Below are 13,781 nucleotides of genomic sequence, written 5' to 3' on the forward strand. Positions count from 1 at the left end.
CCGGACAAGGCCTGAGCCAGGATCGGACGATGTTCAGAAGCTGCGGCGCAGTGTCACGCGCAGCGTGCGCGGCTCCGCCGGATGCACGTGGCGATCAGCCACGGCGGCGACCTCACCGGGGAGTCGGGATTCGTAGAAGTACTCGATGTCGTTGACCCGGCGATCCATCAGGTTGAAGACGTCCAGCGTCACTTCCGTCTTCGCCCCGAAGCGCCGGCTCACGCGCAGGTTGGTCGTCAGCGAGGACCTGGAGCGCACGCTGTCGTCCTCGATCAGCGGCGCGCTGCCGAGGTAGCGCCATTGCAGGCTCGCCGACCAGGGGCCCCGCTCGCGCACGGTCACGCCGAAGGAGGCCACCCGGTCGACGGCGTTGGGGATGCGCGCGCCGGCGGGATCGGCGTCGGAGAACCGCGCGCGCGTCCAGGCCAGGTCGGCGTCGATCAGCAGCCACGGTACCGGCACGTAGCGGTTGTTCCATTCGACGCCGTGCCGCTTGCTGGGCCGGTTGGCCTCCGTCACGCCCGCGTCGCCGACGTAGACCAGCTCCGAATCGAAGTCGAGTTTCCACAGCGCGAGCGAACTCTGCAGCCCCGGGACGATCTCGCTGCGCACGCCGAGTTCGTAGCCCTTGGCCTTGACCAGACCCGGCACCGGGTCGACGGGATCGCCGCTGCGCGGATCGACACGGGCGGTCACGCCGCGCGCGTCGTTGCTGTGGAAGCCTCGACCGGCGTTGAGGAAGAGCTCCGTGCGCGCCCACGGCCCCAGCACCAGGGACCACTTCGGCGACGCCAAGGTCTGACGGGCGGAACCGGAGTTCATCGGATTGCTCAGGCTGTCGACCCGGAACCGCGCCTGGTCCGCGCGCAGGCCGACGACGGTACGCACCCAGGGCGTGAGTTCCACGCCGAGATCGCCATACACGCTTGCCAGCGTCTCCCGCACCCGGTCGTCACGCGTCGTGCCGAGGGTGGCGCGCGCCTGCGTGTCGAAGAGCCCCACCCGCGCGCGGTCCTGGCGCAGCTGCACGCCGAGTTCTCCGCGCGCCGGCAGCCCGCCGAGCGTCGTCTCCACCGCGTGGCTCGCGCTGAAGCCGTAGACCTTGCGGTCGTCCTTCTGCGCGAACTGGTCGCCCGCCTCTGGCCGCTCCATCGCATAGGTGAAGTTCGAGTAGAGCGAGAGCTCGTACGCCATCGCATACGCCGCCACCCGGGTGCTGCGGCCGCCCTCGTCGCGGGACCACTCGCCCGACAGGCTGCTGCGACGTGTGCGGCCGCCGTCGCTGGGATCGATGGCATCGAAGCGACCGAACGGCCGGCCGTTGAAGGTGCCCGCATCGATGAGACGCTGCGGCACCTGGTCGGTCGACGTCCAGTCCGCCCGGTAGTCCATCAGGCCGACGCGCCAGCGATCGATGCCCGACGCGCCGGACAGGCTCAGCACGAGGTTGCGCCGGTTCAGGTCCTCCGGCAGCCGCCACGGACCGTCGTTGCCCATCGCCTCGACGGCGCCCAGCAATTGCACGCCGTCCGCGACGCGTGTCGATCCGGCAGCCAGCGCGCGACGGTAGCGGCCCTCGCCCAGCGTGAGGCTGACGAAGGGCGCGTCGAGTTCGCGCAGGTAGTCGATGTCCGCCGACCCGGCCGCGGCGAAGTCGCCGTTGCGAGCGAAGTACGGCCCCTTGCGGTAGTCGATGCGATCGACCAGTTCCGGGATCAGGAAGTTCAGGTCCGCGTAGCCCTGCCCGTGCGCGTGGCTCGGCATGTTGACCGGCAGCCCCATCACCGTGGTCGCGAAATCGGTGCCGTGGTCGAGGTTGAAGCCGCGCAGGAAATACTGGTTCGCCTTCCCGTCGCCGCTGTGCTGCGTGACGATCAGGCCGGGCACGAATTCCAGCACCTCGCCGGGCCGCAGCACGGGGCGGCTCTTGATGAGCCCCGCGCGGATCGTGCCCTGCGAGGCCGCATCGCTGCTGCCGATGCCGTTGTCGTAGTGACGGCCTTCGACGTCGACGCGTTGCAGCGCGACGGTCTGCGTGGTCGACGTCGCGGGCACGGTCGCCGCATCCGTTGCCGCATCCGTTGCAGGGTCAGCGGCGCGTGCCGCGTTGAGCAGGCTCATCATCGTCAGCGACAGCGTCACCGCTGCCACCGTCGTCACCAGATCGGCTGTCATCCGCCCACTCCCAGGATCTGCACATCGAAGAGACGCTCGACCAGCCAGACGATCGCGATCAACGCGACGATCACGGAGCCCGCACCCAGCACCCATCGCGGATAACCGCGCCAGCGCCGCGCGGCCCAGGCCAGCGGCACCAGCACGGCGACGATCGCGAGCTGCCCCGCTTCCACGCCGAGGTTGAACAGCACCAGCGGCGCAGCCAGCTCGGACCTCGCGAGTCCGAGGTCCTTCAACGCGCTCGCGAAGCCGAAGCCGTGCACCAGCCCGAAGGCGAAGGTGAGCCGCCATCGCGTCTCGACCAGGACCGGCCGCAGGTTGTTCAGCGCGGCGAGCAGCACGCTCAGCGCGATCAGGCTTTCGACCCAGCGGGATGGCGGATTGACGACGTCGAAGACGGCCAGCGCCAGCGTGATCGAGTGCGCCACGGTGAAGGCCGTGACGACGCCGAGCACGCGCCACAGCGCCGGACGCCAGGCGGTGTCGGGCCGCCACTGGCCCGACTCGCGCCGCAGCACCGCCGGCAGCAGCAGGACGACGAGGAACAGCACGTGGTCGACGCCGATCCAGATGTGGTGCACGCCGTCGCGGAAGATGCTCGCCAGACCGTGCGTCTGGGCGCCATCCGCTCGTTCATCGCCGGCATTGCCGGTGTTGCCGGTATTGCCCGCGCTGCCGTCGCTGCCCACCTTGCCAGCGACGCCTACGGCGGCGCCGCCCGCCAGCGCCACTGTCATGCCCACCGTTCCCGGCGCGACCACGGCGGTCTTCGCCGCACCGCCCTGCCGCCAGACCAGCACGCCGCGGTGCGTCGGGTCGGTCGTCGCGAACAGCCCGTAGGACAGCGTGCCGCTGGCCGGCGCCTGAGCGCAGGTCCACGTCTGCTCGATCACCGCATAGCGGCCGTCGCTGTGCTGTTCCAGCTGCAGCGGTGCGAAGGCACCGGCTCGGCAGACGGCGCCGACGACGTCCCGGATCTCCAGATGCACATCGCGGTCGAGCAGCTTCTCGATGTCCGAGGCGCGCGACCGCACCTCGCCCCAGCGCAGGAGGCCATCGTCATCGGCGTCGAGGACCAGGTCGCGGTCGAGGTCGCGCAGGGCGATGTCGACGCGCAAGGTCGCCACCCTGCCCTCCGCGCGCAGCTGCAGATAGGCATCGCTGGCCTTGTGGGCCAGGGCCACGGACGTCCCCAGGACGCCCGCCAGCGCGACGCCGGTGGCGAGGATTCGTCGGAACCACGTGTTCATCCGAGCTCCTTCAGACGACGGTCCTGCATGGACCGCTCGCGGATGAAGGTGCGCACCGGTTCGACGGCCCCGGGTTGATTCGCGGCTTTCGATGCGCGCAGCAGGAGCACCGCGTCCGAGGGCTCGCGTTGCTGAGTCCAGTTCGTCGTCGCCTCCTTCAAGGCGAGCGCGGTATCGCCCTGCACATCGAGCGCGAAGCGCGCGCGCTCCCGCGCATGGCTGGTGTCGCCGCGCAGCGCCGCCGCGTCGAAGCGCTGCCGCATCTCCGTCGCCGCGCTCGCGGCTCCGGCATCCCCCGCCCGCTTCCAGGCGATGGCCAGGCGCAGCAGCAAGGCATCGGGAAGTTGATCCAAGCCCTCCGGCTGTCCGGCGCGCACGATGGCGGCGGCGTCCTTCGGACGACCGGCGTCGAGCAGCCAATCGGCATACGCCGCGCGGACATAGAGGTCGTCGCCCAGCTGCAGCGCCTGCGCGTACAGCGGTCCCGCGGTCGCGAGGCCTTGGCGCTCCGCAAGCTCGGCGCGCAGGAGCGCGATCCAGGCATGCGGCGCGCCGGGCGCGCGATCGAGTGCCGCCAGCCGTTGCGTCGCGGACGCGTCCCTGCCTTGCAGGCTGTCGAGTTCGGCCAGACAGGCGTGCCCATGCGACAGCGACAGCGGCGGCGCCGCCAGTCGTTCGCAGCCGGCGCGCGCCTCATCCCATCGGCCGCGCACCTGCAGGATGCCGGCGCGCGTGAGTTCCGCCTGGGCGCGGAGCGGATTCGGCAGCCCACGCTCGCCGAGCAGGCGATCGAGTTCCTCCAGCGCCGGATCGAAGTCGTGCCGCGCCTGCAGCACCGTCGCCTTCAACAGGCGCGCGGCGGGCGGCACGGCGCGGTCGTTCCACCACGGCTGCAGCCACGCCTGCGCGGTGCCGAGGTCGCGCGGATCGCCGTAGTGCCGGCTGCGCTCGATGGCCTCGCGCGCGGCGCGCAGCGCCAGCCCGAGATCGCGCGGCTGCTGCGCCAGCACCCGCTGCTCGGCGCGCTGGCGCGCACGCTCGCCGGCCGATCCCGCGCGCAGCGGCAACCGCTCCACGACCTCGTCGTCCTGACGAGGCGTGAAGGGCGCCGCCGCCGCGAGCGCGGCGGCTGTGGCGAGGCACGCGAGCGCAAGGGCTCGCGCGGCCTTCAAGTGACGGACGCCGGTTCGTCGGTCTCGCTGGCCGGCGGTGTCGTCACGTTGTTGGCCGTCAGCGGCTCCGCGGTCTCGCTGCTCGACTGCGAGGTCGTCAGCGTGAACTGCGTGTAGGCCGTGGACGAACCCAGCGCGCTGTCCGGCACCGACGCGGGCGTCGTGTCGATGGGCCCGCCGCCGCTGCCGCCGTCGTCACCACCGCCGCCGAAGCAGCCGGCCACCATCGCCGCGGCGGCGATCGCCGTCAGCGCGATGGCCGGACGGCGCAGCGACGCCACAGGGTGCCGCCCGTCGCGCTCGGCGGAGTGGGACAAACCCGGCGATCGGGACGAACTCGAAGAGGACTCGTTCATGATGGGCTCCTCGGTCACTGCGTACCGCCCATGGGCGTGTACAGGTAGGGGAAGCCGGGCAGCAGCGGCACCACGGCTTGGTCGACCGCGTCATGCAGCTTGAACGCCGTGGCGCCCAGCGGCACCGCGGACGGCTTGCAGGCCGCGCCGAAGCCCAGCGCGTCGGTATCGCCGTTGGCCACGCACAGACCGCCCATCACCGCCACGAGCGAGATGTCGACGACGTCGTCCTTGGGCCGTCGGCCGTTCGGATAACCGGCGTTGTCGCTGCCCTTGGCCAGGATGTTGCCGACGATGCCCAGGCGGTTCTGCTGCGCGAAAGGCACGGCCGCGATCGAGGTGTTCAGCCGGAGCTCTTCCGACGCGACCACGTTCGCGGGCTGGTTCACGCCCTTGATGCCGGTGAGGAAGGTGGTGACCAGGTCGTTGCGCGGCAGGTTGGTCGGCGCCGAGCCCGGCAGGTTGAGCACGGTGGACAGCAGCGCCGGCAGGGTGGGGTTGGTCACGTAGTTGGCGAACTGCGCGTCGTCCTTGGGCTTGGCGCTGTTGAAGCGGTCCTTGTCGGGCAGGCCGATGACCACCTCGTTGACCAGCGGCATGCCCAGGCGCGAGACCTGGACCCAGGCGCCGCCGGCCTTGTCGGTGGTCTGATGACCGGCCTTGGGCGCGGGGTCGAGGATGCGGGCCTGGCGCATGCTGGCCGTGGTCCAGCCGCCGATCACCGGCTCGGTGCCGGCGACCAGGCAGCTCTTGTGCACCTCGAGCGCGAGCGTGGTGACGTTCTTCCCGTCCAGCGAGTTGGGTGCCGCGTTGATCTGGGCCGGATCGGTGATGACGCCGACCGGTGCGTTCACGAGGTCGAAGATCACACCCAGGTTGGCCGCGAACGGGTCCTTGCGTTGACCGACGAAGACCTTGGCCGGCTGGCCGCACCCGGGAATGTTGACCGAGTAGATGTGCTTGGCGGCGTAGGCCGTGTAATCGGCGATCGTCTTCTTGCCGATGTTGTCGACCGGCTTGTCGAACGACGTTCCGCCGCCGGTGGCGTTGGTGATGGCCGAGCGCGTGCCGGAGCGCCGGTCGCCGCGCACGATGTCCACGGTGTAGCTCTCGTTGACGTTGAGCGTCGCCGCCTTCACGTCGGACACCGGACCGGACTGGACCAGCGGGATCGGCACGCTCTTGTCGCCGATGCTCAGCGCGGTGGCCTTCAGCGTGTTCTTGAAACGGAACTGGAAGGTGACGTCTTCCTTGGCGTCGCCGTTGTTGTCGACGTGGATCTCGTAGAGCGCGTTCGGGTCCATCGCGTAGAAGTTCGGCCCCCCGTACGGGTCCTGCAGCGGCACGTAGTTGGCGATGAGGGTCACGTAGTCCGTGCGGCCGGCCTCATAGCTCATGAACATGTAGAAGTCCGACGCGTCCGCCTTGGGGACGGTGGTGATGAACGGCGCCTCGCGGTGGCTGGACGCGAAGGCCAGTCCTGCGCACAGCGCGCTCGCCGCGAACAGGCCGACGCGCAGGGACGTTGCCACGCGGGTCAACGGGAATGGGGTCATGGGGTGCTCCTCGTTGTGGAGGGAACGATGTGGTGGAAGCGGGCGCGGAGGGTGCCGCCCGAGTCCCCTTTACGCAGCCGGGGACGCGTTGGATGCGTCGTCCTCTGCCGCGTCGCGGGTGGGATGTCCGCCGCTGGAAGCGCTATGGCAAGGGCGCGGCCCGCGTGCCCGGGGACGCGTCAGCGTTGGGGGGGACAGCGCCTGCGCGTTTCCGATGAATCCAAACGATGCGGCACTGCGTACGCGCGGTGCGCAAGGCCCGCCCGATCGTTGCCTGGGCTTGAATCGATCGCCTTCGCCAAGGGCTTCGACGTCGTCGACGTCGTCGACGCAAGCTATCGCTTCCGCACAGTCGCCTTCGCCCTCGTCTTCGCCGTCCCCTTGATCCCGCCCAGGATCAGATCGATCCCTGCGAGGAAGTCGCCGCGGTCGTCGTGATTCCGGAGGTCGTCCGCGACCGATCGCGTGAACGGGTAGTCGCGTTCGTCGAGCGCGGACCACGCGTCCGCCACCTCGCCCAGGAAGTCGTCCCGATCGAGTGCTCGCGTCTGCGCGGAGAGCCGGTTCGCCGCGTTCTGTCCGCCGACGCCGAGGACGTAGTGCAGCAGCGCCGAGGTCGCCGACCACTGCCCCGCCGCAGGCGCACCGAGCGCGCGCACCTGCTGTCCGATGCATTCCAGCAGACGCACCGTCGGCAGCGCGCCGGCCGAGTGGAACAGCGCCGAGCCGATCCACGGGTGCTCGTTCATCGCGTCGAACATGGCGAGCGCCAGCGCACGGATCGTGTCCTCCGGCGTCGCTGCGTCCGCCTGCGCGGCCGTACCGTTGGTCGTACCCTGAGCCATCACGCCGGCGATCACCGCGTCGCACGCGGCGACAAGCAGGTCGCCCTTGTTCGCGATGTGCCAGTAGATCGCGCCGGGTCCCGTGGCGAGCCGCTCGGACAGCGCGCGGAACGTCAGCCCGCCCTCCCCGTCGTTGTCGAGCAGCTCGATCGCCGCTTCGATGATGCGATCGCGCGAGAGGGACTCTTCGCGCCGCGGCGCCGGACGTGCTTTCTTGACCATGCCCGATCTTGACACAACTGGAACGCCGCTCCATCATCATGGAATGTCATTCCACACATCGACCCGACGATCCCTGTCCCCTCGGCGATGTCACCCCACCCTGAAGGATTCAAGATGACACGCACCATCGCGATCGTCGGCGCCGGCCTCGGCGGACTGATGCTCGCCCGGGTTCTCCACGTCCACGGCATCGCCTCGACCGTCTACGAGGCGGAGACCTCGCCCACCGCGCGCACGCAGGGCGGCATGCTCGACATCCACGACGACAGCGGCCAGATCGCGCTGAAAGCCGCGCGACTGCACGACGCCTTCGTCCGGCTCATCCATCCCGGCGGCCAGGCGTCGCGGGTGCTGGATGCGACCGGCGCAGTGCTGCTCGATCAGCCCGACGACGGCAACGGCGGGCGGCCCGAGGTGCGTCGCGGTGAACTCCGCCGTCTGCTGCTGGACTCGCTGCCCGCGGACACCGTGTAATGGGGTCGCAAGCTGGCATCGGTCGCCGCGCTGAGGAACGGGCAGAACGGACAGGGTGCGCAGCACACCTTGTCCTTCGTAGACGGCTCGACGGTGACGGCGGATCTGCTCGTCGGCGCCGATGGCGCCTGGTCGAAAGTCCGGCCCCTGCTCTCCGACGCGAAGCCCGCGTACATCGGCACGACCTTCGTCGAGACCTACCTGTCCGATGCCGATGTCCGCCATCCCGCGAGCGCGGACGCGGTCGGCGGCGGCGCCTTCTTCGCGATGGCGCCGGGCAAAGGCATCTTTGCGCACCGCGAGCCAGACGGCGTGCTGCACACCTACGTTGCGGTCCGCCAGCCGATGGCGTGGGTGTCAGCGATCGAGGCCGAGGATCCCGCCGAAGCGCTGCGCCGCGTGGCCGCGGAGTTCGACGGCTGGGCGCCGGCGCTCACCGCGCTCATCACCGATGGCGAAACGGATCCCGTGCTGCGGTCCCTGCACGCCTTGCCCTCGGACCATCGATGGGATCGCGTGCCGGGCGTGACGCTGCTCGGCGACGCCGCGCATCTGATGGCCCCGGCGGGCGATGGCGCGAACCTCGCCATGGTCGACGGCGCCGAGCTTGCCGAAGCGATCGTGGCGCACCCCGAAGACCTGGAGGCCGCGCTCGCGGCTTATGAGGAGAAGCTCTTCCCCCGCAGTGCCGAGGCGGCGACGGGTTCGGCCGAGGTGCTCGACGCGTGCCTGGGCGAAGACGCGCCGCACAGCCTGGTGCGCTTCCTCAATCAGACACCAGGGCAGTGACGCCTTCGCCTTGCCGGACAGGACTTCGCATGACTTGACCCCTGACTAACGGCGGGTCATGGGCGGATGCCTAGCATCCGCCCGCTCACCCCCGTTGTTCGTCGAGCGCCCACGCTTCAAGCGTTCACTCATGGAGTCTCCCTTGTCCCATTTCCGCCCATCCCTCTTCGTCGCCACGTCGCTGGTCCTTGCGCTGTCGACTGCCCTGCCCCTGGCCCATGCCGAAGGTCGGCAAAGCCCGATCGACATCCACACGTCGGCGACCGTCGGCGCGCCCCTGCCGAAGATCACCCGCGCGTACCAGACCGCGGAGGTGTCGGTGGTCAACACCTTCAATCCCGGGGCGAACCCCTTCGTGCCCGAAGAGTTCGCCACGCTGCGCGTCAACGTGCCGGCCGGCTCGTCGATCAGCGTCAACGGCGTGACCTACGACCTGGCGCAGTTCCATTTCCACACGCCGTCGGAGCACAAGGTCAACGGCAAGGCCGCGCCGATGGAAATCCATTTCGTCCACGTCAAGCGCGGCGCCTGCCTGGGCGACAACGACGCCCTGCTGGTGATCGGTGCGCTGGTCAAGGCCGGCGGCGAACACCATGAGCTGCAGAAGATCTTCAAGCACGCACTGCCGGAAGATTCGAATGCGGCGCCGCTGACCATCCCCGCGTTCCATCTGGACCGCGTGCTGCCGCACGGCACGCATTCCTGGCGCTATGACGGCTCGTTGACCGCGCCGTCCGCCGTGGGCTGCAACAACCCGGCCGGCTCGGTGGCGGACCAGCTCAACACCGATGTCTTCCCGGAGAACGTCTCCTGGGTGCTGCTGGAGGAGCCCGTGATCATGTCGACGTCGCAGATCCGTCACTTCCGCGCGCTGTATGAGGCAGCAGGCAACTCGCGCGCCGTGCAGCCCTTGAATGGCCGCACGGTCTACCGCGACCAGGCCACGCATCACTGAAGTGGAGCGGCCTCCGTTCAGGCCGGCTTCCCTGCGGCGGCGATGAAGCGCTCCAGCGTCTCGACGCGCTTGGCGTCGCCGGCCGCCGCCGCGTCTTCGCGGATCTTGCGGATGACGGGCTGGGCGTCCTCCTGCACCTGCAGCACGAGGAACACGAAGGCCCAGAGCCACAGCTGGCCGAGCCCGTCCAGCAGCTTCCGGTCGCCGTGCATCAGCGTCTTGCGCACACGCGCCACGAGCGCGCGATCGGCGCTCAGGTCGGCGAACTTCTGGCGCTTGGACATGATCCCCGGCATGTGGGAGAACGAGCGCGCATACCGCAGGAAGGTGACCCCCGACTGGAAGCTGGCCAAGGACGGCTCCGGCTCGTCCGGCAGCCGCGCGAGCGGGTCCTGGCCGAAGAGGAAGACCGCCAGATGGAATGGCAGGCTGCAGACGGGGTAGCCGCGCGACAGGAGGCCTCCCAGGCCGCCATAGGCGCGGAGCAGCAACGCGAAGTCCTCTTCCGTCTTCACCGGCGGGCAGTGGTCCAGCCGGAGCAGGTGGTAGAAGAACGCGACCTGCTCGCTCTCGTCGAGAAACTTCCCCGCCTTGCCGATCAGGGGCGAGATCAGGTGATGGTTGCTGGGCCAGAAACCGCCCTGCTCACCGCGCTGAAGCGCGGCGGCTTCGTCGGCGATGAAGTCCAGGAGCAGCTGGCGCTGGGGCGTGTCGGGAGGGGTGCTCATCCAAGGGCTCCTTGTGTCTGCGTTAGTCCGTCCGCCACGGCGTTGCGCCAGGTCTTCGGCGACTTCCCCGTGGCGCGTTTGAAAGCCGTGCTGAAGGCGCTCTCGGACGTGTATCCGAGCGAGCGCGCCAGGACCGCCACCGGCGTGTCCTCCTCGCGCAGCGCGCGTTGTGCGAGGCGCATGCGCCAGTCGGCGAGATAACTCAGCGGCGCGACGCCCGCGACGTCCTTGAAGCGCACCGCGAAGGTCGTCCGCGACATCGCGCAGGCGCTGGCCAGTTCCTCGAGATGCCAGCTCCGCGCCGGCTCGCCGTGCATCAGGCGCAGCGCCGGCGCGATGCGCGGGTCCGCCAGCGCGCGCAGCCACCCTGCCGGCATCGGGCCGGACGCCTCCAGATGCGCGCGCAGGATCTGGATGAACAGCAGTTGCGACAGCTGCTCCGTCACCAGCTGCGCGCCAGGCAGCGGATCGGCCCGCTCCTCGACGAGCTGGTTCAGCACCCAGCGGAACACCGTCGCGCGCGGCGAGGCGGCCTGGATGTGGATCCACGGCGGCAGCACGCCTTCGAGCAGACGTCCGCTGGCCTGGTCGAGCAAGACGTGACCCCCGATGTGCGCGAAGTCCTTGCCGTCGCCCAGGGTGGCCGTCGAGCGGCCCGCGCCGGAGAACAGTCCCATCGCGTCCACCGGCTCGATGTCCAGGGCGCTGGCCAGCACCGACGCGCGCTTCGCCGCCAGCAGCCCCACGTCGCCGGTCTCGAAGAGGACCGCCTCGGGCTCGCCCTCGATGCGGACCCAGCACCGACCCTTCACGACGGCGAAGAACTTGATCTTGTCGGGCGCGGGGAAGCGGATCGCCCACGCGCCGCCGGCCTGGAATCCGCCGGTGACCAGCGACTCGGCGCGCGTGAACTTGAGGATGTCGGAAAACGGATCAGCCTGCATTTCCGAACTATCGCGCAAGTGATGCGTACGCTCAAGCATTCACAGTTCGAGACCCGCCTCCTATCGTGCCGGTCATGCGGCGTCGCTGCGACGGTCCACACCGCTCACCGGCTTTCCGCCCCTTTGAACGACAGGAAGAGCATCCACGACATGAGCCACTCGAACGGCACCAACAATCCCAACGACTCCAACGGCCTGCACGATCGGAACGATACGAAGGACCCACGCGGCGACCTGGTCCTGGTCACCGGCGGCACCGGCTTCATCGCGCAGCACTGCATCCTCGCGCTGCTCGCGAGCGGCTACCGCGTGCGCACCACCCTGCGCTCGGCGAAGCGCGAGGCCGAGGTCCTCACGCACCTGCGCGTCGGCGGCGCCGATCCTGGCGATCGTCTGTCCTTCGTCGTCGCTGACCTGTCGGCGGATGCGGGTTGGACGGAGGCTGTGGCCGGATGCCGCTATGTGCTGCACGGTGCCTCGCCGACGCCGTCCGGCGATCACGCGAGCGAGGGCGACTGGATCCGTCCCGCGGTGGACGGCAACCTGCGCGTGCTGCGCGCCGCCCGCGACGCAGGCGTCAAACGGGTGGTGCTGACCTCCGCCTTCGGCGCGATCTGCGCCGGCCACGGTCCGATGTCGCGCCCCTTCGACGAGACCGACTGGAGCGACATCTCCGGCAAGTCCGGCGAGGTCTGGCCGTACCAGAAGTCCAAGACCCTGGCCGAGCGCGCCGCGTGGGACTTCATCGCGAAGGAAGGCCGCGGGCTGGAGTTGTCCGCGATCAATCCGGTGGCGGTGCTCGGGCCGGCGCTGGGACCGGACACCTCCCATTCCATCGGCATCATCCAGCGGATGATGGACGGTCAGCCCGGCTGTCCAAAGATCAACACGGGGGTTGTCGACGTCCGCGACGTCGCGGACCTGCACCTGCGCGCGATGACGGATCCCGCCGCCAACGGCGAGCGTTTCCTCGCCACCGCCGGCGACAGCCTGTGGATGGTCGACATCGCGACGGTGCTCAAGCGGCGGCTGGGCGCCGCCGCGAACCGCGTGAAGACGCGGGTGCTCCCGAACTGGCTGGTGAAGCTGATCGGGCGCGGCACGCCCGCGGGACGCAGCGTCGCCTCGCTGCTCGGCCGCAACCTGAACGCCTCCGGCAACAAGGCCCGCCGCGTGCTCGGCTGGCGTCCGCGCTCGAACGAGGAGGCGATCGTGGCGACCGCCGAGAGCCTCGTCCGATTGAAGATGCTGCGCGACTAGAGGCCGCTCGCGCGGCAACCCCGCGGAACGCTTACTCCACCGTGATGCTGCGGTCCTTGATGAGCGTGGCCATGCGCTTGAGCTCGGCGTCGACGAACTTCTCCGACTCCGCCACGCCGCCGTGGAAGGCATCACCGCCGAGCTCGGCGATCTTCGCCTTCACCTCGGGTGAGGCCAGCGCCTGCTGCACGGCCTTGGACAGACGATCGATCACCGGCGCGGGCGTGCCGACCGGCGCGAACAGCCCGTTCCATTCGTACATCTCGAAGCCGGGCAGTCCCGCCTCGGCGCCCGTCGGCACATCCGGCAGCGCCGCGGAGCGCTTCTTCCCGCTGACCGCCAGCGGACGCAGCTTGCCCTGCTTCACGTACTGCAGGGTCGAGGCCACGTTGCCGAAGAACACCGGCACCTGGCCGCCGATGACGTCGGTCAGCGCGGGACCGCCGCCCTTGTAGGGCACGTGCATCATCTCGACCTTCGCGGACTGCTCGAACAGCACGCCGGCGATGTGCTGCGCCGAGCCGTTGCCCGACGACGCGAAGGCCACCGCATCCGTCTTCGCCTTGGCGGCCGCGATCAGCTCGGCGGCGTTCTTCGCCGGGAACTGCGCGTTCACCAGCACGACGTTGGGGAAGAGCGCCGTCACCGCGACCGTCTTGAAGGCCTTGCCCTGCTTGTAGGGCGAGTTGGGGAACAGCGTCGGCGTGACGGCATACGAGGACGCGTCGAACAGCAGCGTGTAGCCGTCGGCCGGCGCGCGCGACACGGCGCCGGCGGCGATCTGGCCGCTGCCGCCGGGACGGTTCTCGATGATGACGGTCTGTCCGAGGACCTCGCCCACCTTGGGCGCGATCAGGCGCGCGATCAGGTCCGCGCCGCCGCCGGGCGGGTAGCTCACCATGAAGGTCACCGGCTTGGTGGGCCAGGCTTGCGCCGAGGCGGCGCCGGAGAAGCTGCCGAGGGCGGCCAGGGCCAGCGCCGTCAGCACGGCATGGCGTCGTTGGATCATCGTGGGTCTCCAGAGGAAAGGAACCGGCGCTTCCCGGCGCCGG

General features: G+C 69.9%; 13 protein-coding genes. 4 read left to right on the forward strand and 9 right to left on the reverse strand.

Annotation, left to right across the window (positions count from 1 at the left end; translation table 11 throughout):
- Nucleotides 1–33: 33 nt before the first annotated feature.
- From ABE85_RS08835 to ABE85_RS08860, 6 genes are all read right to left on the reverse strand, one after another.
- Nucleotides 34–2,175 carry a TonB-dependent receptor gene (locus ABE85_RS08835; RefSeq protein ID WP_231993263.1) on the reverse strand — a complete coding sequence of 714 codons (2,142 nt, stop codon included), beginning with the start codon at nt 2,173–2,175 and terminating at the stop codon, nt 34–36.
- Entirely contained in the window at nt 2,172–3,428 is a 1,257-nt protein-coding gene (locus ABE85_RS28345) for a HupE/UreJ family protein (RefSeq protein WP_157522118.1), read from the reverse strand. Before ABE85_RS28345 ends, ABE85_RS08835 begins: the two co-directional genes overlap by 4 nt.
- Nucleotides 3,425–4,600, reverse strand: coding sequence for a hypothetical protein (locus ABE85_RS08845; protein WP_067272795.1), 1,176 nt, complete (start codon nt 4,598–4,600; stop codon nt 3,425–3,427). Before ABE85_RS08845 ends, ABE85_RS28345 begins: the two co-directional genes overlap by 4 nt.
- Nucleotides 4,597–4,956: a hypothetical protein gene (locus ABE85_RS08850; protein WP_157522121.1), complete on the reverse strand. Its 360-nt coding sequence runs from the start codon at nt 4,954–4,956 to the stop codon at nt 4,597–4,599. The genes ABE85_RS08845 and ABE85_RS08850 overlap by 4 nt, the downstream gene beginning before the upstream one ends.
- Before the next feature lie 14 nt (nt 4,957–4,970).
- Nucleotides 4,971–6,512: a DUF4331 domain-containing protein gene (locus ABE85_RS08855; RefSeq protein ID WP_067272801.1), complete on the reverse strand. Its 1,542-nt coding sequence runs from the start codon at nt 6,510–6,512 to the stop codon at nt 4,971–4,973.
- Nucleotides 6,513–6,847: 335 nt separating this feature from the next.
- Nucleotides 6,848–7,579: a TetR/AcrR family transcriptional regulator gene (locus ABE85_RS08860; protein WP_067272806.1), complete on the reverse strand. Its 732-nt coding sequence runs from the start codon at nt 7,577–7,579 to the stop codon at nt 6,848–6,850.
- 114 nt (nt 7,580–7,693) lie between these two features.
- Between ABE85_RS08860 and ABE85_RS28350 the strand changes: the two genes are divergently transcribed.
- The 3 genes from ABE85_RS28350 (at nt 7,694) to ABE85_RS08870 (ending at nt 9,797) form a co-directional block, all read left to right on the forward strand.
- Nucleotides 7,694–8,053 carry an NAD(P)/FAD-dependent oxidoreductase gene (locus tag ABE85_RS28350; protein ID WP_231993264.1) on the forward strand — a complete coding sequence of 120 codons (360 nt, stop codon included), beginning with the start codon at nt 7,694–7,696 and terminating at the stop codon, nt 8,051–8,053.
- Nucleotides 8,054–8,083: 30 nt separating this feature from the next.
- A complete protein-coding gene (locus ABE85_RS28355) occupies nt 8,084–8,842 on the forward strand; it encodes an NAD(P)/FAD-dependent oxidoreductase (RefSeq protein ID WP_255362661.1) in 759 nt (252 codons plus the stop codon).
- Nucleotides 8,843–8,984: 142 nt separating this feature from the next.
- A complete protein-coding gene (locus ABE85_RS08870) occupies nt 8,985–9,797 on the forward strand; it encodes a carbonic anhydrase family protein (RefSeq protein WP_067272819.1) in 813 nt (270 codons plus the stop codon).
- Between the two features lie 17 nt (nt 9,798–9,814).
- Here the strand turns inward: ABE85_RS08870 and ABE85_RS08875 are convergent, their stop codons facing one another.
- On the reverse strand, nt 9,815–10,525 hold the full coding sequence (locus ABE85_RS08875) for a hypothetical protein (RefSeq protein WP_067272823.1): 711 nt from the start codon (nt 10,523–10,525) through the stop codon (nt 9,815–9,817).
- Entirely contained in the window at nt 10,522–11,508 is a 987-nt protein-coding gene (locus ABE85_RS08880) for an AraC family transcriptional regulator (RefSeq protein ID WP_067272826.1), read from the reverse strand. The genes ABE85_RS08875 and ABE85_RS08880 overlap by 4 nt, the downstream gene beginning before the upstream one ends.
- Nucleotides 11,509–11,619: 111 nt before the next feature.
- Here ABE85_RS08880 and ABE85_RS08885 point away from each other — a divergent pair, with 111 nt between their 5' ends.
- The gene (locus tag ABE85_RS08885) at nt 11,620–12,729 is read left to right on the forward strand and encodes an aldehyde reductase (RefSeq protein ID WP_082938460.1); all 1,110 of its coding nucleotides are present in this window, start codon (nt 11,620–11,622) and stop codon (nt 12,727–12,729) included.
- A 31-nt stretch (nt 12,730–12,760) separates the two neighbouring features.
- Here the strand turns inward: ABE85_RS08885 and ABE85_RS08890 are convergent, their stop codons facing one another.
- Nucleotides 12,761–13,738 (reverse strand): tripartite tricarboxylate transporter substrate binding protein, encoded by a 978-nt coding sequence (locus ABE85_RS08890; RefSeq protein WP_067272829.1) that lies wholly within the window; start codon nt 13,736–13,738, stop codon nt 12,761–12,763.
- Nucleotides 13,739–13,781: the final 43 nt, after the last annotated feature.

It is taken from the genome of Mitsuaria sp. 7 (genome assembly GCF_001653795.1).
Classification (GTDB): Bacteria; Pseudomonadota; Gammaproteobacteria; order Burkholderiales; family Burkholderiaceae_C; genus Roseateles.

Coding starts and splice junctions, on each gene's coding strand:
- ABE85_RS08835 (WP_231993263.1), bottom strand. CDS start 2,175: ATGACAGCCGATCTGGTGACGACGGTGGCAGCGGTGACGCTGTCGCTG.
- ABE85_RS28345 (WP_157522118.1), bottom strand. CDS start 3,428: ATGAACACGTGGTTCCGACGAATCCTCGCCACCGGCGTCGCGCTGGCG.
- ABE85_RS08850 (WP_157522121.1), bottom strand. CDS start 4,956: ATGAACGAGTCCTCTTCGAGTTCGTCCCGATCGCCGGGTTTGTCCCAC.
- ABE85_RS08855 (WP_067272801.1), bottom strand. CDS start 6,512: ATGACCCCATTCCCGTTGACCCGCGTGGCAACGTCCCTGCGCGTCGGC.
- ABE85_RS08860 (WP_067272806.1), bottom strand. CDS start 7,579: ATGGTCAAGAAAGCACGTCCGGCGCCGCGGCGCGAAGAGTCCCTCTCG.
- ABE85_RS28350 (WP_231993264.1), top strand. CDS start 7,694: ATGACACGCACCATCGCGATCGTCGGCGCCGGCCTCGGCGGACTGATG.
- ABE85_RS08875 (WP_067272823.1), bottom strand. CDS start 10,525: ATGAGCACCCCTCCCGACACGCCCCAGCGCCAGCTGCTCCTGGACTTC.
- ABE85_RS08880 (WP_067272826.1), bottom strand. CDS start 11,508: ATGCTTGAGCGTACGCATCACTTGCGCGATAGTTCGGAAATGCAGGCT.
- ABE85_RS08885 (WP_082938460.1), top strand. CDS start 11,620: ATGAGCCACTCGAACGGCACCAACAATCCCAACGACTCCAACGGCCTG.
- ABE85_RS08890 (WP_067272829.1), bottom strand. CDS start 13,738: ATGATCCAACGACGCCATGCCGTGCTGACGGCGCTGGCCCTGGCCGCC.